Raw genomic sequence first — 21,208 nt, 5'->3', positions numbered from 1 at the left:
TCCGCCGCCCGATAGCTCATTCTATTCCGTGAGGATTAGAAGCTCTTCGACACGTTCAGGAAGAACTGACGGCCGATGTAGTCGTAGCCGCTGTACAGCGGGGAGTTGCCAACCCGGTTGTAGTAGCCCGACGAGATGACCGGCGGGTCCTTGTCCATCAGGTTGCGGACGCCGAAGGTGGCTTCCCACTCGTTCTTGGAGGTGTACTGGACCGACAGGCTGTGCAGGAAGTAATCCGGCACATCGAAGTCGTACTGGGTGGTCTGCTTGTTCACGCCCAGGTAGGCGTAGCTTTCCTGAGCAGCGATCCATTCCAGACCGTAGCGGAACTTGTAGGACTTCCAGGCGTAGGTGGCGTCGAAGGTGCCCGTGTATTCCGGCGAGTTAACGGTGCCGTTGTACTCGTCCATCTCGTCGTCGCTGAACAGCTTGGAGGCCTGCGACAGGTACTGGGTGACCTGGGCGTTCAGGGTCAGACGGCCCTCGCCGATGTCACGCTTGTAGCGGAAGTTGTAGTCCCAACCCTTCACGACCTGGATCGCGATGTTGGTGTAGCTGTCGTGCACCGTCAGGGCGTTGGTGCCCACGGCGCGCGTGTCGACGAAGCGGCAGAAGCCGCCGCCCGAACGGAACTGCGGGTCGTCGTAGCAGGCCTGCAGGATGTTGCTGGCGCCGAAGCGGGCGACACCGTTGTTGATCTTGATGTTGTAGTAGTCGATGGCCACCGACAGGCTGCCCCAGCCCGAGGGCAGTTCGGGCTGCAGGATGATGCCGCCGGTGTAGTTCTTCGAGGTTTCAGCCTCGAGGCCCTGATCGGCGCCGCCGGCCGTCAGCACCTTGACGCTTTGGGTCGAGGTGTAGGCGGTGTTGTTGAGTTCGGCGTTACAGTTCTTGTAGCGCTGCGAGGTGATGTCCTGGGCGCCGTAGTTGTCGCAGGGGTCGATGGTGTTCGACAGGAAGCCGCTGGTGGCGCCTTGGTACTGTTCGAACAGCGCCGGAGCGCGGAACGAGGTGCCGTAGGTGCCGCGGAACGACAGCCAGCCAACCGGCGTGTAGACGCCGCCGACCTTGTAGGTCTGATCCGAGCCGTACGACTTGTAGTCGGTGTGACGGCCCGACAGGTTCAGGGTCAGGTCCTTGACGAACGGCTGGTTGGCCAGCAGCGGGACTTCGACTTCGCCGAACACTTCCCAGACCTGGTCGTCGCCGCGGGTGATCGTCGACGAGGTCAGGTTGTAGAGGTTGCCGGTCTGGCTGTTGATGTCCGGAGTGTCGTCGATCTCGTTGCGGCGGATTTCGGCGCCGACCGAGGCCTTCACTTCACCGGCCGGCAGCTTGAACACCGGGCCGTCGAAGTTCACGGTGGCGACGGCTTCGTTGTAGTTCGTCTTACCGGTCACCTTCTGGAAGGTGTAGTCGATCCAGTCCTGCGGCAGCTTGCCACCGACGGTGTCGCTGGTCAGAGCCGGACCGGGAACGCAGCCGGCGGCCGAGTTCGTGGTGTTGACGCGGCAGGTGTAGCCGTTGCGGACGAACTGGGCGGGCGTGCCGGCCGGAGCCACCACGACGTCCATGGACGCGGCCAGACGGTCGGTCAGCCACGACTGCTGGGTGTAGGTCGAGTCCGAGTTCGAGTAGCTGGCCGAGAAGTCATAGCGCCAGTTCGGCAGGAAGGTCAGGTCGCCGCGGATGCCGCCGGTGGCCTTTTCGAACTTCACGACCTGGCTGCTGACGTCGTTGCCGAAGCCGATGAAGGCGCGCACGCCCGTGGCCTGGCCGTTGGTCATCGTGCTGCCGCCAGCGGCGAGGAACGTGCTGAAGGCCAGATTCGACGGGATGAGCGGGCTGCCCTTGGCGTAGTCGAGCGACAGCTGGCGGTAGCCGGTCTGTTGCGAACGACGCTGGTTGGCCAGCACTTCGAAGTAGACTTCGGCGTTGCCGAGGGCCTGCAGGTCGTAAGCGCCTTGACCGAAGGCGGTGTAGATCTTCACCGGCGAGATCAGCGAGCGCTTCAGCGTGCGCGGATCGAAGGTGTCGCGGACGTTCAGGTTGTTCGAACCGCCGCCAACGCCTTCCCAGCCGACCAGGCCGGTGGTGACGGCCGAGTTCGGACGCCAGCGGTTGAACGTGGTGCCGACCGAGCCGGCGGCGCCGACGCCCGTGGTCGAGGTGGTGCCGAGGGTGTTGATCGTCACGCCGTTCGAGCCGGTCGTGGTGATCGGGTAGCACTTCGGCGACTTGGTCAGCGGGTCGACGAAGTCGAGCGAGCCGCCCGAGGCGCGGTTGATGAAGCTGTCGGTGTTGCAGCGGGTCCAGTCGCGGTCGGCGAGGGTGAGGTCGCTGCGCTCGAGGTATTCCAGCGAGCCCGACAGGGTCCAGCGGTCGCCCGTGGCGCCGGCGACGACCGACAGGCGGTTGGTGTTGCCGCCGCCGTGAGCGGTCTTGTTGTACTGGTTCTCGACCGTGATGCCCTGGGCGTTCTGCTTGGTGATGATGTTCACCACGCCGGCGACGGCGTCAGAACCGTAGATCGACGAAGCGCCGTCCTTCAGGATTTCGACGCGGTCGATCATGGCGCTGGGCAGCACGTTCAGGTCGGCCGAGCCGACCGAACCGCGCGAGCCGGCCGGAGCGACGCGGCGGCCGTTCAGCAGGATCAGGGTGCGCGAGGCGCCCAGGCCGCGCAGCGACAGGGTGTTGGCGCCCGGGCCGCCGTTGGTGACGTAGCCGCCGAAGGCGTTGTTGATCTGAGCCGAACCGCCGGTGACGGCGGTGCCTTGCAGGGCCTCGGTCGTCGAGGCGAAGCCGGCCAGGGTCGATTCCTCGCGGGTGATCACTTGGACCGGCGAGGGCGAGTTGAAGGTGTCGCGACGGATGCGCGAACCAACGACAACGAGTTCTTCGACTTCGTTAGCGTCGGTCTTGGCCTTGTCTTGCGCGAAGGCCGGAGCCGCCATGGCGGCCATGCTCAGCATAACGCCGAGAGCAGACCCCGCACACAGCGCGGTCTTCATCGTCTTATCAATCATTCGAGTCCCCAAAAGTACCTGTCGCTGACGCCCCTCAGGGTCCGCGACCGCCGCACGCATAAGGCGCAGCCCCGGCGGACAGTAGCGGGCCGACACTCGGTCGCAACACTTTTGACGCAATTTCGACGCGAATGGAAAATGACGCGGTACGATGGTTGCTCAAATGGCACAATGAGGCAGTGAACGCGAAAATTTTCCCCCTTTCCGTGCACGAAGTCGCCCTTGTCGCCCTCTGAATGCGGTGGCAGCTTGCCAAGATTGCGCGGCGCGTCATGCACCTATGCGGGCATGGGGCGCCCTCCAGGGGTTGGGGATTGAAAGTTTATGCTTAGAAGTCTGGTGCTGGCGGCCATGGCCGTTTTCGGAGCGACTACGGCGATTGCGGCGCCGAAACCTCCCACGGTCGAGCAGCTCGCCGCATATCCGGCGGTGTCGAGTTTCTCACTTTCCCCCGACGGGAAGTATATCGCCGGTCTGCGAGGCCAGGGCGAAGATCGCGTCATACTGGTGTGGGAAGCCGCCGATCTGAAGAAGGCGCCAAAGGTCCTGGCGTCCAAGCAGATGAAGATTCAGTCGGTCCAGTTCATCAAGAACGACCTGCTGGCCGTCAGCCTGTGGAACCCGTACGACGACCTGCTCGGCGGCGGCGTGACCAAGACGTTCGCCGAGAAGCTGTTCTTCGTCGATGTCGACGGCAAGAACTGGCGCGAGCCGATGTACCAGGACGACGGCGGCAGCCAGGCGATGGCCGTGCTGATCAAGCGCTTCGGGCCGCAGGTGCTGGACAGCCTGCCCAACGATCCCGACCACGTCCTGGTCGTCTCGCAGGTGGGCACCAAGCGCGGCGACGTGTTCAAGGTGAACGTGAAGAACGGGCGTTCCGAGCGCATCCAGCGTACCGCCGACAACGTCTCGGGCTACTTCACCGATCTGGACGGCAAGCTGCGCGGCCGGGTCCGCGGCGACGTCGACGGCAAGGGCGCCTACACGACGACCGAACTGCGCACCGCTGACGGCGGCTGGGTGGAGCACTTCCGCACCTATGTGAAGGACCGCGACGTCACCAGCATCGTCGGCTTCACCAAGGATCCGAACGTCGCCCTGGTGCTCAGCAACGTCGGCCAGGACAAGGCCGTGATCTATGAATACGACATCGCCAAGCGCCAGATGGGCGAGGTGCTGTTCAAGCATCCCTATTTCGAGGCCAACGCGCCGCGGGTGTTCCGCTACGCCGGGCCGCGCTTCGGCGAGATCGTCGGGCTGAGCTATGACGGCCCGGTCGGCGGCGACGTGGTCTGGGTCGATCCGGACCTCAAGGCCCTCGACGCCGCCCTGCGCCAGGCGCTGAACATCACCCCGACGCCGACCACCTTCGTCGACGTGGAGACCGGCAAGAGCGCGGAAACCAAGTACTTCTCCGACAAGTACTATCGCATCATCGACTACTCGCCCGACCTGAAGACGGTGATCCTGTCGGTGGCCGGCGCGACGACGCCGCCGTCCTACTACCTGTTCAAGGATGGTGAGCTGCAGCTTCTGTCCAAGGCCTATCCGGACATCGACCCGGCCGCCCTGGGCACCCGCAAGCTGGTCTACTACAAGGCCCGCGACGGTCTCGACATCCCGGCCTTCCTGACCCTGCCGAACCCCGAGCTGTGCGGCCCGGCGCCGTATCGCACCGTCGTCCACCCGCACGGCGGTCCGTGGGCGCGCGACCACATGGGCTTCGACGGCTCGATGTGGACGCCGCTGATGGCCTCGCGCTGCATGGCCGTGCTGCAGCCGCAGTATCGCGGCTCGGACGGCTGGAGCCGCCGCCTGTGGAAGGCCGGCGACGCCGAGTGGGGTCAGAAGATGCAGGACGACAAGGACGACGGCGCCAAGTGGCTGATCGAGCAGAAGATCGCCCAGCCCGGCCACATCGCCATGTTCGGCTTCTCCTACGGCGGCTACGCCTCGATGGACGCCGCCGTGCGCCCGAACGGCCTCTACAAGTGCGCCATCGCCGGCGCCGGGGTGTCGGACATCCGCCGCATCTGGAAGGACTTCTACACCAACCCCTACTTCATGGACGCCCAAGGGCCGACCGTGAAGGGCGTCAGCCCGGTGGACTTCGCCGACCAGATCAAGATCCCGATCATGGTCTATCACGGCGAGCGCGACCGGACGGTGCCGATCGAGCAGTCGGAATGGTTCGTCAACAAGGCCAAGAAGTCGGGCCAGGTGGTCGAGTACCACGTGTTCGACGACTACGATCACGGCCGGGCCTGGACCCGCAAGATCATGGCCGACCAGCTGCGGATCATCGACGACTACTTCGCCAAGGGCTGCGCCGGCGGCCTGTAGGCGAGCCGGCTCGGGCGGGCGGCGTCAAGCCGCTCGCCCTTCCGCCGCCAGCCGGAAACGAGAACGCCCGCGCGATCGCATCGCGCGGGCGTTTTCTTGTCTGGAAACGTGGAGGGGTCAGACCACCTGGGCGGCCAGGCCTTCCAGCACGCGGCGCAGGTCGGCCTCACGGAACGGCTTCTGCAGCACCGCCGAGCCCTTGTGCGGCTCGGTCAGGCCGGCCTCGCCGTAGCCGCTGGCGAAGGCGAAGGGCACGCCGCGCGCCTTCAGGGCGTCGGCGACCGGGAAGATCGGGCGGCCGCCCAGATTGACGTCGAGCAGGGCCGCGTCGATCTCGGCCGAGCCGGCCAGGCGCAGGGCCTCCTCGATCTCGGCGGCGGGACCGACGACCTCGCAGCCGAGATCGCCGAGCATGTCCTCGACCAGCATCGAGACGAGGGCCTCGTCTTCGACCACCAGAACCTTCAGGGCGGCGAGGGTCTTCATCTGTTTCACGGCTCCAGGGCGGCCAAGGGCAGCGTCATCGCGCAGACCAGGCCAGATTGATCATAGGCGAGACGGACCACGCCGGACAACTCGCCGGCGAGGCCCTTCTCGAGAAGGCGGACGCCGAACCCGCGACGGGTCGGCGGCGGGACGGGCGGGCCGCCGCTTTCGGTCCAGCGCAGGCGCAGGCGGGCGGAGGTCTCGGGCGAGGCCGGCTCGGTCGACCAGGCGATGCTCACCCGGCCGCCGGGCGTCGACAGGGCCCCGTACTTGGCGGCGTTGGTGGCCAGCTCGTGCACGGCCATGCCGACGGCCACGGCGGCCTTGGGATTGAGCCGCAGGTCGCGAACATAGTCGAAGTCCAGCCGTTCGCGGCCGCCGAAGGCTTCCAGCTCGGCGTCGACGATCTCGCGCAGGCTGGCGCTTTCCCAGTTCTGCTCGGTCAGCAGGTTGTGGGTCTGGGAGAGGGCGATCAGCCGGGCCTCGAAGGCCTCGCGGAAAGCGTTCAGATCGCTGGCGGCGCGCAGGGTCTGGGCGGCCATCGACTGGACGGTGACCAGGGTGTTCTTGACGCGATGGTTCAGCTCGTTGAGCAGCAGGCGCTGGCGCTCCTCGGCGCGCTTGCGCTCGGTGACGTCCAGCGACACCCCGGCCATGCGCCGCACGCCGCCGCCGATCAGGGGTTCGTCCCGCACGGCGGCGCGGCCGCGGGCGTGCACCCAGCGGGTCTCGCCGTTGGGGACCACCACGCGGTACTCGATGTCGTATTCGCCGCCGGTGCGGATGGCCTCGTCCATCGCCGCCAGCATGCGGTCGCGGTCGCTGGCGTGGATGGTCGCCACCAGGTCGTCGAAGCCGAAGTCCTCTTCGGAGGTGCGGCCATAGTTCGACTTGCAGATGTCGGAGGCGTCGTAGGCGCGGGTCTCGACGTCGAGCTCCCACGAGCCCAGCCGACCCGAATCGAGGGCGAACTTCAGACGCTCTTCGGCGCGTCGGCGTTGGGTGAGTTCGCGGTCGCCGGCCTCGCCGGCGCGGTTCCATTCGATGGCGACGGCGGCCTGGGCGGCGAGGCCCACGATCACCGTCTCGGCCCGGGCGTCGAAGCGGCCCGGCTCGCGGTGGCCGAAGAGCAGCCCGCCCAGCACCAGGCCGTCGACCGTCTTGACCGGCGCGGCCAGATAGCTGCGCACCGGCAGGTGGCCCTCGGGCATGCCCTGGAGAGGCGCGTTCAGGCCGTAGCGCGGATCGACGGTGATGTCGTCGGCGCGAACCACCCCGACGCCGTCGAAGGTGGGGGCGAAGACCGCCGTCTTGCGCACCATGGGAAAGTGGGCGAAGGCCTGGGGCGGGGCGCCGGCCAGGGCGTAGAGCATGTAGTTTTCGCCCGTCTCATCGGCGACGGTGTAGAAAAAGGCTCCGAACTGGGCGCCGATCAGCTCGACGCCGCCGTCGATCACCGCCTGGACGGTCTCGCCCAGGCTCTGGTGCGCGCCGATGGCCGCCGCGATCCGGCTGAAGGCCTGGTTGCGACGCACTTCCTCGGCATGAGCTTGCTGGGCCTCGGCCAAGCGCCGGCGGAGATCGAAGATCTCCTCGGTCGCGGCGCGTGCGTCAGCCTCCAAAACGGTCACCCCTGGGCTCCCCCTAGACCCCACGCCGACAAAGCGGTGCGTCGTCGTCAACGCACCGGATGCGGACCGGTTCCGGTCCGTCGGCAGAAAGCTTGACCATTGTGCGGATGCGGCGCCAAGGGGGCGCCGAAGCGGGGACTGTGGACGAAACCGGACCAGTCGGTCAGCCGGCCGCGCCCTCGGCCACCAGGAAGGCGCGCAGCGGGGCCGGATCGACGCCCTTTGCGACGAACGCATCACCGATGGCGCGGACCAGCACGAAGGTCAGGGCGCCGCCCTCGGCCTTCTTGTCCTGGCCCATGTGGGCGATCAGGGCGTCGGCGTTGAAAGGTTCCGCGCGCACGTCCGACAGCCTGGTCGGCAGGCCGGCGGCCTTGATGGCGGCCTCGGCGCGAACGGCGTCCTGGGTCGAGCACAGGCCTTGCGAGGCCGAGAAGCGGAAGGCCTGGGCCATGCCGACGCCGACGGCCTCGCCGTGCTTGAGCGCGTCGCCGAAGCCCATCTCGGCCTCGATGGCGTGACCGAAGGTGTGGCCGAGGTTCAGCAGGGCGCGGCGACCGGCCTCCTTCTCGTCCTCGGCGACGATCTCGGCCTTCATCTCGACGCTGCGGCCGACGGCCCGGACCAGGGCCTCGGTGTCGCGCTCGAGCACGGCGTGGACGTGCTTTTCCAGCCACTCGAAGAACGGGAAGTCGCCCAGTAGGCCGTACTTGACCACCTCGGCATAGCCGCAGGCCAGCTCGCGGGCGGGCAGGGTGGCCAGGACGTCGAGGTCGGCCAAAACCAGGCGCGGCTGGTGGAAGGCGCCGATCAGGTTCTTGCCGCGCGGGGTGTCGATGGCGGTCTTGCCGCCGACCGAGCTGTCGACCTGGGCCAGCAGGGTGGTCGGGATCTGGATGAAGTCGACGCCGCGCTTGTAGATCGCCGCCGCGAAGCCGGCGAGGTCGCCGATCACGCCGCCGCCGAAGGCCACGATCATGTCGCCGCGGTCCAGCGCCAGGGCCAGCAGCTGGTCCGACAGGTGGGCAAGGCCCTCGAAGCTCTTGGTCTCCTCGCCCGGCGGCAGGACGATGACGTCGACCGCGGCGCCCGCCTTCTCCAGCGACACCGACAGCCGCTCGACATGGTGCTCGCCGACATTGGCGTCGGTGACCACGGCGCAGCGCTTGCGCTTGGACAGGAACGGCAGGACGTACTCGCCGGCCTTGTCGATCAGGCCCGTGCCGATGACGACGTCATAGGCGCGATCGCCCAGGCCCACGGGAACGGTGCGGATCACGGCTGTACTCTTTCAGAAGCGTCGCCAGCGGGAGCATCGCTGGCGGAAGCTGCGGCGAGGCGGCCCTGCAGGGCGGCGATGACGGCCTCGACGGCCACCATGTGGGGCGTGTCGCCGGTCTCGACGGTCAGGTGGGCCTCGCCATAGGCGGGATAGCGGGTGGTCGCCTGTTCGCGCAGCACGTCCATCGGGTCGCGGTTCTTCAGCAGCGGCCGGCCGTCCTTGCGGCCGACGCGGCGGGCCAGAAGTTCGAGATCGGCCTTCAGCCAGACGGCGATGGCCTTGTCCTTGATCAGGGCGCGGGTCTCGGCGTTGACGAAGGCCCCGCCGCCGGTGGCCAGCACGTGGGGCGGATCCTCGAGCAGGCGGGCGATCACCCGCCGCTCGCCGTCGCGGAAGGCGGCCTCGCCCATCTCGGCGAAGATCTCGGGAATGCCGCGACCGGCGGCGCGCTCGACCTCGTTGTCGGCGTCGCGGAACGGCAGGTCGAGGGTCTGGGCCAGGCGGCGGCCGACGCTGGACTTGCCCACGCCCATCAATCCGACCAGCACGATGGTCTGGTCACGGAGCTCTGGATAGCGCGGCGGGGCGAGGTCGGCGGTCATGGTCGATCCCCCCGATACACGACCCGGGCCGCCGCCGCCACGCCCCGGGTTCCGCTTATTCCTGGGGCGGGCGTTAGTTTTGCGGCAGGGGAGGCTGGATGGGCGGGTGGTTTTCGCCGCCCGACGCTCTTGTCGGATGCCCGGCGCGACACCCCTCTCTCCATGAGAGAGGGGATCAAAACCCGCTTCCCCCCTTTGGGGACGCCGCCCCTCAGAACTGCGCCTTGATCTGCGCCCCCACCGCCAGGGCGTTGGGCGTGTCGCGATAGCTGAAGGCGCCGGGGTCGATGATGTACTGCACGTCGGGGCGCACGATCAGCCAGCGGGTCGCCTGCCAGCCGTAGCTGAGCTCGATCGCGGTCTCGCCGGCCGGCAGCGAGGCGTAGTCGACCAGGGTCGGCGAGGCGTCCGCATAGGCCTGCCTCAGGCGCGGATTGAGCTCTGCGTGCACCACGCCCAGCGCGAGGGTGTCGGCGTCGCGGCCTGGGAAGGTTCCGGTCTGGACGAAGCCCGCCTCGTACCAGCGGGTGATCGGGGCCGAGGCCTTGGGATTGAGCGTGACCTGGCCGAACAGCGACAGGCCCCGGCCGCCGCTCCCTTGGCGCCAGACCATCTGGTCGGCCAGCAGGTAGACGCCGTAGCGGCCCTTCACCTTGCCGGTCTCGCCCTGCCGCGTGACGCGCGAGCTGTCGTAATAGGCGCCGAGCTTGTAGTGGCCGGACTTCCCCCCGCCCGCGCCGCGGTCGTACTCGACCTCCAGCGGCAGCATCACCCCGGTCGAGCCCGAGGCGAACGGCTTGTAGGCGTTGGCCTTGTCGTTCAGCGACGGGTTCACCTGGTAGGCGCCGGTGCGCACCAGCAGGTTCGGTCGCACGGCGTAGCGCACGGCCAGGCCCCAGCGGGCGTTGGGGTAGTTGTACCAGCCGCTGTCGCCCGACATCGACAGCGGGTGGGCGCAGAAGGCGGCGTTGACCAGGTTGCAGCCAATGGCCATGCCGCCCAGGTCGTTGCCCATGGCGAAATAGCCGGCCCGCAGGTTCAGCCGCCCGCCGTCCAGCTTCTGTTCGATGGAAAGCTCGGTCAGCCGCGAATACTGGCCGCCATAGGCTTCCTGGATCGGCAGGCGGTTGCCGACCACGTCGGACGACACGCCCTTGCCGCGCCGGTCGTTGAAGGTCAGGTGGGCGATGGCGCCCGACCAGCCCGACAGCTTCTCCAGGTCGAAGTCGGCGCCGACGCGGATCTGCTGGGTGTAGCCGCCGCCGCGCCGCAGGCCGCCGTCGATGGCGCTGAAGGTCTCCGAGACGTAGTCGCCCCGGAAGGCGATCCCGTCTTCGGCGAGGTCGGTGCGGACGCCGCCCCAGTCGCCGGTCAGGGTCGTGCGCTCTTCGGCCTGAGCCGACGAGACGAGGGCGGACGAGACGAGAGCCGACGAGGCGAGGAGCGCCGCCGCCAGACCGGCGGCGGCGCTAAGCCGTTCGAGACGCCCGCTCATTTCAGGGCGTAGGCGATGACGTAGTCGCCGCGGTCGGGCGACTGGCGGGCGCCGCCGGCGGTGATGACGACGTACTGCTTGCCGGTCTTGGGCGAGCGGTAGCTCATCGGGCCGCCCTGGCTGCCGACCGGCAGGCGGGCCTTCCACACTTCCTTGCCCGTCGCCGAGCTGAAGGCCCGCAGATAGTAGTCCTGCGTGCCGGCGAAGAAGACGAGGCCGCCCTGGGTGGCCAGGCTGCCGCCCAGGGTGGGCAGGCCGATCGGCATGGGCAGGCCCATCTTGATCCCCAGCGGACCGGTGTCGCGCACCGTGCCGACCGGCACCTGCCACTTGATCTTCTGGGTCTTCATGTCGATGGCGGTCATGGTGCCGTAGGGCGGGGCCTGGCAGGGGATGCCCAGCACCGACAGGAAGCGGTTCTTGTTCACCGAATAGGGCGTGCCCTTCAGGGGGACGGCGCCCATGCCGGTGTTGACCGCCTCGCCGCCGGCGGCGGCCGTGGCCTTGGCGGCCTGCGGCGTCATCTCCACCCAGAGGCCCAGGCGCATGTCGTTGACGAAGATGGTGTTGGTGGTCGGGTCGGTCGACAGCCCGCCCCAGTTCATGCCGCCCAGCGAGCCGGGGAAGCTCAGCGACTTGTCCGTACCGGGGGCGGTGTAGAGCCCCTCGTAGCGCATGCCCTTGAAGGCGATGCGGCACAGCAGCTGGTCGAAGGGCGTGGCGCCCCACATGTCGGCTTCCTTCAGGGTCTGGGACCCGATCTGCGGCATGCCGACCGACTTGGGCTGGGTGAGGGCGTAGGGCTCGCCGGGGATGTTGGCGGCCTTGACCGGGACGTTCTCGACCTTGGTCAGCGGCTTGCCGGTGGCGCGGTCGAGCACATAGAGCTGGCCGGCCTTGGTGCCGAAGACCAGGGCGGGGACGTTGCCGCCGCCGGCCTTGGGGAAGTCGATGAAGCTGGGCTGCATCGGCACGTCGAAGTCCCACAGGTCGTTGTGGACGGTCTGGAACACCCACTTCTCGCGGCCCGTGGTGGCGTCGAGCGCCAGCATCGAGGCGCCGTAGCGGTGGTCGAGCGCGCTGCGGGTGACGCCATAGAGGTCGACCGAGGCGCTGCCCACCGGCATGAACACGGTGTTGGAGGCGGCGTCGTACGACATCGACGACCAGACGTTGGGCGTCGAGCGGGCGTAGGTCTTGCCGGCCGGCGGGTCCTTGGTGACCGACGGATCGCCCGGATCGAAGGCCCAGCGCAGGGCGCCGGTGATGACGTCGAAGCCGCGCACCACGCCGCCGGGCATATCGACCTGGACGTTGTCGGCGATGCGGCCGCCGACCACGATCGTGGTCCCGGCCAGGGTGGGGGCGGCGGTCAGCTGATATTGCGGGTCGGGCGCATCGCCGAGGCCGGCCTTGAGGTCGACGCGGCCGCCGGTTCCGAAGCCTTCGCAGGCCTTGCCGGTGTCGGCGTCGAAGGCCATCAGCACGGCGTTGATGGTGTTCATCAGGATGCGGCGGCGGCAGGGCGCGCCTTCGGGCACGCTCGCGGCCAGGATCGGCGTGGCGCCGGAGACGGTGGGCTGGGCCAGCGGCGCGCCGGCGTCGAAATAGGCCAGGCCCCGGCAGCGCATCCACACCGAGGCGTGGGCGTCGACGATCGTCTTCCACTTCTCGCGGCCGGTGTCGGCGTCCAGCGCGATGACGTTGTTGTGCGGGGTGCAGATGTAGACGGTGTCGCCGACCTGCAGCGGGGTGTCCTGGTCCTCGGCGCCGTTGCCGTCGCTGACCGCCACATCGCCGGTGCGGTAGGTCCAGGCGACCTTCAGGTCCTTGACGTTGTCGCGGGTGATCTCGCCCAGGGCCACGAAGCGGCTGGCGCCGGGGGTGTTGCCGTAGGCCTCCCAGTTCTTCTGGGCCTTGGCCGGATCGACCGGGACGAGGCCGCCCGCCGCGCCGGCGAAGGCCACGGTGGGATGGGCGAAGAACATGCTGGCGAAGCCGGCGGCCGAGCCCACGGCCAGAACCGCGCCGAGCGCCAGGGCCGGAACCAGGGCCGGCGACTTGCCGCTGGCCCGCGCCATCAGCGGATAGGAGAAGGCCACCACGGCCGCGCCGACGCTGAGCGCCAGCAGGCGCGAGATCAGCGGCCAGAACGCAAAGCCCGACTCCCAGACCGCCCAGAGCACGGTCAGAACGAAAACCGCGCCGAACAGCAGGGCGCCGCTCGCCTTGGCCCGACAGATCTGCACGCCCGCCGCGACCAGCGCCAGGCCCGCGACCAGGAAGTAGGGACTGCCGCCCAGGCTCAGCAGCTTGCCGCCGCCGACCACGAAGAACAGTCCGGCGGCCAGGATGACCGCGCCCAGCAGCAGCAGCCACAGCCTGGCCACGGGCGCGAGGCGATTATCGGGGGGAGAAAGGGGCATTCGGCGGGATCTCCTGCGGATGATCGGCGCTGCTCGACCACTCCCGTCCGACCGGACGTTGGAGCCCCCCAAGGCTCAAGCTCACGCAACGTAAGCTGTACATTTCCGCAATTGGACCCAAATTCGGCGGCTCGCAAGCCTTTCTGGACGACCAAGGTTACGTCCGCGCCCCCTTCCAGCCGCCAGACCGTCTTCTGCCTGCCGTGCTTCCTTGCCATAGTGGGCGCATGGCTTTCTCCCCGCGTTCCTCGCTCCTGCTCGCCGCCGCCCTGTCGGTGATCGCCGCAGTTTCCGCCCAAGCCCAGGAGGCGCCGCCGGCTTCTGGGGCCGTGGCCGTGACCACCCTGGCGCCGCCGGACCTGTTCTCGACGCCGGCCGCCGAGACGGGGCTGCCGGGCGACCTGTGGAAGGACGCCTCGCCGGAGCTGATGCGCCAGATCCTGCCGACCCTCGCCGCCAAGCCGCTGTCGCCGGCCTTCGCCGAACTGGCCCGCCGGGTGCTGGCGACCGGGGCCCATGCGCCCAAGGGCGTGGGCGACGATCCGGCGATGGGCGGGGCGCGGGCTCTGGCTTTGGTCGCCCTGGGCGAGGCGGCCGGCGCCAAGCAGGTGCTGGACCGCACGCCGGGCCTCGACCAGAACGCCGCCCTGGCCATGGCCGCGGCCGAAGCCAACCTGATCCGCGGCGACGACGAGCGGGCCTGCGCCATCGCCGACGCTCTCAGCGTCGATCGCGGGGCGGGCTACTGGTTGCGCCTGCGGGCCTTCTGCCAGCAGCGCGCGGGCCAGCTCGACCAGGCCCAGCTGACCTTCAACCTCGCCCAGCAGCAGGGCAAGGATCCCGCCTACGCCCGGCTGATGACCGCCCTGCTGGCCAAGACGCCGGCGACGGGGGCGGGCGACCTGAGCAGCGGGATCAACTTCGCCCTGTCGACCACCCTGGCGCTGGAGATCCGCACGCCGGCGGCGGCCGCCACGGCCTCGCCCGCCCTGCGCCCGGTGATCGCGCCGGCCCCGACCGACGTGGCTGCCGCGCAGGCCTCGGACTGGGCGTTCCTGCGCACGGCCAGGCCGGGGGCCGACTACGCCGCCGCCGCCCGCGCCGCCGCGCCGCTGATCGCCGCTGCGGCTGGGGCCGGAGGACCGATCGACCAGGCGCTGTTCCTGCGCGCGGCCCTGGCGGCCGGCGACGTCAAGACCGCCCAGGCGATCCGCGGCGGCATGACCGCCGACGCCATCCCCAGCGTCGGGCCGCAGGACCTGGCCCTGTTCGACGCCGCCCTGGCCGCGGCCTCGGGCGGTTCGACCGACCAGGCGCTGGATCGGCTGGTGGAACTGGGCGCGGCGGGCGGGCCTAAGTCGCCGGCCCAGCCGGCCGCCGTGGTGCTGCAAGGCCTGGGCGGGGCGCTGAGCCCCGAGGACCGCGCGACCTTCGCCGGCTTCGAGGCCGGCAAATCCACCGCTTCGGCCGCGCGCCTGGCTTTGCTCGACGCCGCCGCCGCCGCCGGCCGCAAGGGCGAGGCCGCGCTGCTGGCCCTGTCGGTGGCGACGGAAGCCGGCGTGGCCGGACCGTCGGCGGGAGACCGCGCCCGCATCGTCTCGGCCCTGAACCGGGCGGGCCTTGCCGCCGACGCCCGGGCGATCGCCGTCGAGGGCCTGCTGCCCGCGCCGCCGGCCCCGCCGAAGGCGGCTGCGCCCAAGCCGGCCGCCAAGCCGGCGGCGAAGAAGAAGTGAGCGGCAAGGCAGAGGGTTGGATCGAGGCCTTCCTGGAGATGATGGCCGTCGAGCGCGCGGCCGCCGCCAACACCCTGCGCGCCTACGAGAAGGACCTGGCCGACGCCCGGGGCTTCCTGGGGCGAACGGACAACGACCTGGACGCCGCCGAGGCTGAGGCCATCGAGGCCTATTTCCAGGACCTCGGCGCGCGCGGACTTTCACCGGCTACCGCCGCCAGGCGGCGTTCGGCCGTGCGGCAGTTCTATCGCTTCGCCCTGGGCGAGGGCTGGCGGGCCGATGATCCCTCCCGCCGGGTGGTCGCGCCCAAGGCCGGCCGGCCGCTGCCCAAGGTGCTGTCGCGGGCCGAGATCGACGCCCTGCTGGCGGCCGCCTCGGCCAAGGACGGGCCCCAGGGCCTGCGCCTGACCTGCATCATCGAGCTGCTCTACGCCTCGGGTCTGCGGATATCGGAGCTGCTGGCCCTGCCGCTGTCGGCCCTGGCGCGGGACCCGGCCTTCCTGATGGTCAAGGGCAAGGGCGGCAAGGAACGGCTGGCCCCGCTGAACGACGCGGCCCGCACGGCGGTGAAGGCCTATTTGGAGGAAAGGCCGCAATTCCTGCCAAAGGGTGAGAAGGCCAGCGCCTGGCTCTTTCCCTCGCGCGGCAAGGGCGGACGGCTGACGGCGCGGCGGGTGTCGCAACTGCTGGAGGACGCCGCCATCGCCGCCGGCATCGACCGCGAGAAGGTCAGCCCGCACGTACTGCGCCACGCCTTCGCCACCCACCTGCTGGAAGGCGGCGCCGACCTGCGCGTCATCCAGACCCTGCTGGGCCACGCCGACATCGGCACCACCCAGATCTACACCCACGTCGCCGGCGAACACCTGGCCGAGGTGGTGCGGACGAAGCACCCGCTGGGGCGGAAGGGTTAGGATGGGCGCTGGGGCAAGGTTTCCATACGGCGGCTTTGGCCTATCCAAGCGTTGCAGATCTGCCTGGCTAGGTCGCCGCGGTTGGCCAGCGGCGGTTGGGATCTTGGGCGGTTGGGGTGCGGCCCTATTGGCAGGCCTCCCGCCACGAGGCTGGATGCGCTTTCCTTTTCACCGCGCAGTACAAGAGTGACGCAAGCATCCAATCCAACGACTTCCGAACTGTGGAAGCGCCCCTTGGGCACGTGATAGCTCGTCGGCGCGGAATGGATGTTTCTTGCAATAGGCCACAGCTCCCAAACGTCGGACCATTTTCCGGCTCTTCGGCCGTCTTCTTCTGACTCCACGCTGACAACTCGCCAAAGGGAGCTGGCCGAGCTCGTTTCCACTTGCCAAATTTGGTCAGCGAGTGATCCGGCTAATACCAGGGACCATAGATCGCTGCTATGTGTATGAGGCACGGGTTGCTTCGGGGCATTACCCTGTGGGGGCCATATATGAAGGCGCACGTAACTGCCGTTCTGGCCTTTTCGCAGGTAGTGATACCAAAAGCCCAGCGGATGTTCAGTAAGAGCGGCGCCCGCGGTTATTAGCTGCGAAACTTCCGCGATCAAGGATCGATCGACGTCGAAATGATGATCTAGAGATCGAAAAAAATCTTCAGACATACGGGGGCTGTTTCAGTAGAGCGCTGGAGATCGCTCCGTCGATTGAGGCCTCGATACGATGAAAGCGATCTCCGAAAATCTGATTTAGCGCAAAATATACCGTATCACTTTTTTCAAGATCAACTGTCGGTATTTGAGCTATGTCTATTTTTCGAGACTGAGACCATATAAGTTCGCATTCTCGCTTGTAGTAATCGTAGAACCTGGATCCCCGTGCGTACGAAAAAGCGGGCTGTTGCGGATCTTCCTGAGTAACGACAATTACGTTGTCAGATTTGTCGTATCTGAAAACGGATATACCTGTAGATATGCCGAGCAATAAATTTACATGTGGATTTTTATCTTTGCTTTCCAAGATGCAAAGAATTGTGGCGATTAGCTCAATTTGAAGCTTTTCTGGGGTCCAGTCTTCTTTTGTAAGTGAGGCGCTACGCGAAGTGCGTCTATAGCTGCAGTAGGCGGCGCCCGACGTGCGGCTCGTGGGATCGATAATGACGACGCGGGCCATTACGGGCGCCCCCAGCGTCCGTCCTCTACGCTGTAGCGCGGGCAATATGCTCGAGCGGAAATACCGCCCGGTATGGCCGATGTATTCCCACGTTTCAGTGGTTTCGGCGGCCATGGAGAGTGCGGATGATATATCCGCCGGCGCCAATTCTCCGCCCGGAGGAATCCGATCGGCCCTTGGACCAAGCCACCACAGAAAGCTGGTGACGACGGCGGAGACGCAAATGGTGGATATAAAGCCGTCGAGCACGTCTCTCATCAATTCGGCCCATGACGAGGCGGCGTTCGTGAAAGACGTAAAATAGAGGCGACTGGCCACCAGCATCAGAACGATCAGAACGATAGTGACGACGGCGGCGCGCCGATGCGCAGCCACCCATTCGGCCTTTGGCCAAAAAGCGTCCATTGATCCCCCGACCGTTCCCGCGAGCATGAAGCTATGCCGCTAAGAGGGTGGTTGGCAACTTGAAGTTGATGCCTCCGGCGGGGGCTTTGGCGGGCCGCGCCTTGCGATGCCTTGGATCGCAAGGCGCGGCATCCTCCTACTTGGTCAACACCAGGCTTTCCGGGAACGGACCGCCCTTGAAGTCGAGATGGCCGGCAGCGCCGGCGGCGCGTTTGCAGAAGCCGGCCTTGATGATCTGCTTGGCCAGTTCGGGGGCCTGCATCAGGCTGACCTGGTCGCCGAGGCAGCGGTGCTCGCCGAAGCCCAGGTGCAGGTAGTGATAGGCCGGGCGGCCGGGCTTGAAGGTTTCCGGATCGGGAACCACCGTGCCGTCGTGCATCGCCGAGGCGACGCTGGCGAACACCACCGTGCCGGCCGCCAGGGTGGTCTGGCGCGGGGTGCCGGCTGCGATCGTGTAGGGCTCGACCAGCAGGCGCACCACGAACGGCGCCATCGGGTTGAAGCGCAGGGCCTCCCAGAAGATGGCGTCGAAGGTGGCGTCGTCGTTTGCCTGGGCCGCGCGCTTGGCGGCGACCATCTGGTCGGGCCGGTCGAGCAGCTGGTCGATCGCCTGGACGATGGCGGCCGAGGTGGTCTCGATGCCGCCGACCAGCAGGCCCATGGTGTTGGACAGGATCCGGCCCTGGTCGAAGCCGATCTGCGGCGGGGTCTGCAGGCGCAGCATGCGGGAGACGACGTCGTCGAGCTTGGGATCGGCCTTCACCTGCTTGGCGCGGCGGGGCAGGAAGTCTTCCAGGTAGGACCGCATCTCGGCCCCGGCGGCGATGTTGGCCGCATGCACCTTGGGGTCGTCGGTCAGGTTGTGGAACATGTCGTTCTGGGTGGCGTAGGACCAGCGCAGCATCGCCGTCAGGTCCGGCCCCGGAAATCCGAAGTACTGGCCGGTCAGGGCGATCGGGCCGGGACGGGTGACCTGCGAGACCAGCTCCAGCCGGCCGTCGGGCGAGGCGCCCTGGGCGATCAGCTTGGCGCCGATCTTGGCCACGGTCTGGCGCACGCTGGGCAGGTCGGCCTGCTGGATCAGGGCGCGCATGATGCTCTTGTCGCGCTGGTTGTAGACCGTGCCGTCGCGGGCCAGCATGAACGGGCCGACGGCCGGGTCCATCTTGGGGGCGTAGGGCTTGACCGTGAACTGCAGGTTCCGGGTCAGGGCCTCCTCGACGTCGGCGAACATCGCCAGGAGGGTCGGCCCGCCGGGCGTGACCAGGATCGGCCGCCGGGTTCGCAATTCCTTGAACAGCGCCAAGGGTTTGGTGGCGATCCACTGATAGAGGAGGCCCAGTTTCTGCTGCGGCTGCTGCGCGGCGTCGTAGGCGTCCAGGAACGATGATGCTGCGACATCGACCATCTTTGACCTCGGCTTGGCGGGTTTGGTTGTTCTGAAAAAAGCGGCCCCGAGACGCGCCCGCCACGAGAGGGGCAGGCGCATCACTTCCAGAAATTGTATCCCATGTTGATGAGTCCTCAAAATTGCATTCTTATGGAGTGCGTCGCGGAGGGGAACGTCGATGTCGGGATTCAAGAAAGCCGCCTTGTGGATCTTGGCGCTGGTCGTCTTCGTGGCGGTGGGGATCGGGATCCAGAAGGTCCTGTCCTTCGTCGAGCCGCCGCTGCCGCCGGCCCAGCCGGTGCGCGAGGCCCGCTGGCTCGACCAGGGCTGGAGCGAGAGCGACCGCTACTGGTTCCACCACGCCACCCAGGGCACCTCGACCCTGCCGATCCCCTACGCCTGGTTCGTGGCCGTGGCCGAGCCGAAGATCTTGCCCGGCAAGGAGAAGCTGTTCATCAACGACGGCTACATGCAGAAGCTGGGCTTCATCCCCAGCCCGCCGTCGGGCGGCGGCCAGGCGGGCCCCGCCGGCTGGCGCGAGAAGGCCTACGGCTACAAGCACAAGATCGGCGGCGTGGCCGCCGACGCCAAGGTCGAGAGCAACCAGGGTCTCAATCCGGCCGGCATGCCGGTGGGCTTCGCCATCACCAAGGCCTATGCCGACCCGACCACCGGCAAGATGCTGCCCGACCAGGTGGGCCTGACCTGCGCGGCCTGCCACACGGGCCACCTGGAATATAACGGCGTCTCCCTGCGCATCGACGGCGGCAACGCCGCCTCGAGCCTGGGCCAGCTGACCAGCACCCTGGGCGCGGCCCTGCTGCTGACCGACGTGCTGCCCTGGCGCTTCAATTCGTTCGCCGACCGGGTGCTCGGCCCCAAGGCCACCAAGGCCCAGCGCAAGCAGCTGCACGCCGACCTGAAGGCGACGATCAAGACCCTGGCCGCGGCGGCCAAGGCGACCTCGCAGATCGACAAGCGCGACGGCGTGCCCGAGGGCTTCAACCGCCTGGACGCCCTCAACCGCATCGGCAACGAGGTGTTCTACGTCAACCTGCTGCCGGTGAAGTCGGCGACCTTCGACCCGCTGGTCAACTACGCGGCCCTGAGCGCGCCGGTGAAGTATCCGCACCTGTGGACCACGCCGTGGTTCACCTGGGCGCAGTACGACGGCTCGATCGGCCAGCCGGCCATCCGCAATGTCGGCGAGGCGATCGGGGTGCTGGCGCGGGTGAACATGACCACCTACGACCAGCCCCACAAGCTGTGGGACTCGTCGGTGCCGGTGGGCAACCTGGCGCGGATGGAGCAGCAGATCGAAGGCCCCAACCCGTTGGACCGCGAGCCCGACGGCCGGGTGCGGGGCTTCAAGGGCCTGTCGGGTCCGAAGTGGCCGCAGGACGTGCTGGGCCGGATCGACATCGCCAAGGCCGAGGCCGGCCGCAAGGTCTACGCCCTGCGCTGCCAGGGCTGCCACCTGCCGCCGGTCGACGACCCCAACCAGGCGCTCTACACCCCCTCGCTGTGGACCACGGCCAACGAGCACGGCGAGAGCTATCTGAAGGTCAACATCATCCCGCTCAGCGTGGTCGGCACCGATCCCGGCCAGGCCGAGATCCTGTCGGCCCGCAAGATCAAGACGCCGCTGGCCCTGGGCCTGCAGCCCGGCGTCACCGATCCGACCACCGGCGTCACCTGCTTCACGACGCCGACCAAGCCGACCACCGACATGACCTTCGGCCAGGCCCTGGCCTCGGCGGTGCAGTTCGTGGTCGACAAGTTCCACGTCGACGAGGGCACGCCGATCAAGAGCATCGAGGCCGAGGCCGACAAGGGCAACCGCCCCAACTGCATCCAGGCCCCGCCGGCCTACAAGGCCCGGCCGTTGAACGGCATCTGGGCGGCGCCGCCCTATCTGCACAACGGCTCGGTGCCGTCGCTCACCGCCCTGCTGGGCGCGCCGGGCGAGCGTCCGTCGAGCTTCTGCCTGGGCAACCGCGCCTACGACCCCAAGGCCGTCGGCCTGGACGTCAAGGCCGCCTGCCCGCGCGGGGCCTTCAAGCTGGACGTCAGCGTCAAGGGCAGCTCCAACAAGGGCCACGAGTTCCGCGACGCCCCGGCCGGGACCAAGGGCGTGGTCGGCCCGGCCCTTACCGCGCAGGAGCGGGCGGCGGTGATCGAGTTCCTCAAGACCCAGTAGGGAGAAGACCCCGCAGGAAAAGACGGCCGGAGGCCTTTACGCCTTCGGCCGCCGCATCCTAGAAAGCCCGCAACTTTTGTAAGGGCTTCGCCTTCG

Annotated in this window: 13 protein-coding genes; 4 read left to right on the top strand and 9 right to left on the bottom strand. The window is 68.0% G+C overall.

Going from position 1 to position 21,208, the window contains the following annotated elements:
- Positions 1 to 35: 35 nt before the first annotated feature.
- On the bottom strand, positions 36 to 3,029 hold the full coding sequence (locus AC1RRS_RS02295; RefSeq protein WP_492853766.1) for a TonB-dependent receptor domain-containing protein: 2,994 nt from the start codon (positions 3,027 to 3,029) through the stop codon (positions 36 to 38).
- Between the two features lie 324 nt (positions 3,030 to 3,353).
- Here AC1RRS_RS02295 and AC1RRS_RS02290 point away from each other — a divergent pair, with 324 nt between their 5' ends.
- Positions 3,354 to 5,375, top strand: coding sequence for an alpha/beta hydrolase family protein (locus tag AC1RRS_RS02290; protein WP_492853765.1), 2,022 nt, complete (start codon positions 3,354 to 3,356; stop codon positions 5,373 to 5,375).
- A gap of 117 nt (positions 5,376 to 5,492) precedes the next feature.
- Here the strand turns inward: AC1RRS_RS02290 and AC1RRS_RS02285 are convergent, their stop codons facing one another.
- The 6 genes from AC1RRS_RS02285 to AC1RRS_RS02260 form a co-directional block, all read right to left on the bottom strand.
- Positions 5,493 to 5,861, bottom strand: a complete 369-nt coding sequence (locus tag AC1RRS_RS02285) for a response regulator (RefSeq protein WP_101718306.1) — start codon at positions 5,859 to 5,861, stop codon at positions 5,493 to 5,495.
- Positions 5,862 to 5,866: 5 nt separating this feature from the next.
- Complete coding sequence (locus tag AC1RRS_RS02280; RefSeq protein WP_492853764.1) at positions 5,867 to 7,492, bottom strand: sensor histidine kinase; 1,626 nt, start codon at positions 7,490 to 7,492, stop codon at positions 5,867 to 5,869.
- Between the two features lie 163 nt (positions 7,493 to 7,655).
- Positions 7,656 to 8,771: a 3-dehydroquinate synthase gene (gene aroB, locus AC1RRS_RS02275; protein WP_492853763.1), complete on the bottom strand. Its 1,116-nt coding sequence runs from the start codon at positions 8,769 to 8,771 to the stop codon at positions 7,656 to 7,658.
- Positions 8,768 to 9,376, bottom strand: coding sequence for a shikimate kinase (locus tag AC1RRS_RS02270; protein ID WP_492853762.1), 609 nt, complete (start codon positions 9,374 to 9,376; stop codon positions 8,768 to 8,770). The genes aroB and AC1RRS_RS02270 overlap by 4 nt, the downstream gene beginning before the upstream one ends.
- 211 nt (positions 9,377 to 9,587) lie before the next feature.
- The gene (locus tag AC1RRS_RS02265) at positions 9,588 to 10,871 is read right to left on the bottom strand and encodes a carbohydrate porin (protein WP_492853761.1); all 1,284 of its coding nucleotides are present in this window, start codon (positions 10,869 to 10,871) and stop codon (positions 9,588 to 9,590) included.
- The gene (locus AC1RRS_RS02260) at positions 10,868 to 13,297 is read right to left on the bottom strand and encodes a membrane-bound PQQ-dependent dehydrogenase, glucose/quinate/shikimate family (RefSeq protein WP_492853760.1); all 2,430 of its coding nucleotides are present in this window, start codon (positions 13,295 to 13,297) and stop codon (positions 10,868 to 10,870) included. The genes AC1RRS_RS02265 and AC1RRS_RS02260 overlap by 4 nt, the downstream gene beginning before the upstream one ends.
- Positions 13,298 to 13,524: 227 nt before the next feature.
- Here AC1RRS_RS02260 and AC1RRS_RS02255 point away from each other — a divergent pair, with 227 nt between their 5' ends.
- Both AC1RRS_RS02255 and AC1RRS_RS02250 read left to right on the top strand, forming a co-directional pair.
- Positions 13,525 to 15,030 carry a hypothetical protein gene (locus AC1RRS_RS02255; RefSeq protein ID WP_492853759.1) on the top strand — a complete coding sequence of 502 codons (1,506 nt, stop codon included), beginning with the start codon at positions 13,525 to 13,527 and terminating at the stop codon, positions 15,028 to 15,030.
- The gene (locus AC1RRS_RS02250; RefSeq protein ID WP_492853758.1) at positions 15,027 to 15,944 is read left to right on the top strand and encodes a site-specific tyrosine recombinase XerD; all 918 of its coding nucleotides are present in this window, start codon (positions 15,027 to 15,029) and stop codon (positions 15,942 to 15,944) included. The genes AC1RRS_RS02255 and AC1RRS_RS02250 overlap by 4 nt, the downstream gene beginning before the upstream one ends.
- A 657-nt stretch (positions 15,945 to 16,601) precedes the next feature.
- On the opposite strand, the gene AC1RRS_RS02245 is transcribed toward AC1RRS_RS02250, so the two are convergent.
- Positions 16,602 to 17,522 carry a hypothetical protein gene (locus AC1RRS_RS02245; protein WP_492853757.1) on the bottom strand — a complete coding sequence of 307 codons (921 nt, stop codon included), beginning with the start codon at positions 17,520 to 17,522 and terminating at the stop codon, positions 16,602 to 16,604.
- A gap of 136 nt (positions 17,523 to 17,658) precedes the next feature.
- Positions 17,659 to 18,930, bottom strand: coding sequence for a cytochrome P450 (locus AC1RRS_RS02240; RefSeq protein WP_487288043.1), 1,272 nt, complete (start codon positions 18,928 to 18,930; stop codon positions 17,659 to 17,661).
- 160 nt (positions 18,931 to 19,090) lie between these two features.
- Between AC1RRS_RS02240 and AC1RRS_RS02235 the strand changes: the two genes are divergently transcribed.
- A complete protein-coding gene (locus AC1RRS_RS02235; protein WP_492853756.1) occupies positions 19,091 to 21,112 on the top strand; it encodes a di-heme-cytochrome C peroxidase in 2,022 nt (673 codons plus the stop codon).
- The last annotated feature ends 96 nt before the right edge of the window (positions 21,113 to 21,208 follow it).

Source organism: Caulobacter sp. GW821-FHT12A07 (assembly GCF_058807655.1).
Note: the sequence above shows the minus strand (reverse complement) of the source record. Positions and strands in the feature narration are given on the sequence as shown.

Excerpts from the sequence above, each read along its gene's own strand:
- AC1RRS_RS02265 (WP_492853761.1), bottom strand. The coding sequence starts at position 10,871 with ATGAGCGGGCGTCTCGAACGGCTTAGCGCCGCCGCCGGTCTGGCGGCG.
- AC1RRS_RS02260 (WP_492853760.1), bottom strand. The coding sequence starts at position 13,297 with ATGCCCCTTTCTCCCCCCGATAATCGCCTCGCGCCCGTGGCCAGGCTG.
- AC1RRS_RS02255 (WP_492853759.1), top strand. The coding sequence starts at position 13,525 with ATGGCTTTCTCCCCGCGTTCCTCGCTCCTGCTCGCCGCCGCCCTGTCG.
- AC1RRS_RS02245 (WP_492853757.1), bottom strand. The coding sequence starts at position 17,522 with ATGGACGCTTTTTGGCCAAAGGCCGAATGGGTGGCTGCGCATCGGCGC.
- AC1RRS_RS02240 (WP_487288043.1), bottom strand. The coding sequence starts at position 18,930 with ATGGTCGATGTCGCAGCATCATCGTTCCTGGACGCCTACGACGCCGCG.
- AC1RRS_RS02290 (WP_492853765.1), top strand. The coding sequence starts at position 3,354 with ATGCTTAGAAGTCTGGTGCTGGCGGCCATGGCCGTTTTCGGAGCGACT.
- AC1RRS_RS02270 (WP_492853762.1), bottom strand. The coding sequence starts at position 9,376 with ATGACCGCCGACCTCGCCCCGCCGCGCTATCCAGAGCTCCGTGACCAG.
- AC1RRS_RS02285 (WP_101718306.1), bottom strand. The coding sequence starts at position 5,861 with ATGAAGACCCTCGCCGCCCTGAAGGTTCTGGTGGTCGAAGACGAGGCC.
- AC1RRS_RS02295 (WP_492853766.1), bottom strand. The coding sequence starts at position 3,029 with ATGATTGATAAGACGATGAAGACCGCGCTGTGTGCGGGGTCTGCTCTC.
- AC1RRS_RS02235 (WP_492853756.1), top strand. The coding sequence starts at position 19,091 with ATGTCGGGATTCAAGAAAGCCGCCTTGTGGATCTTGGCGCTGGTCGTC.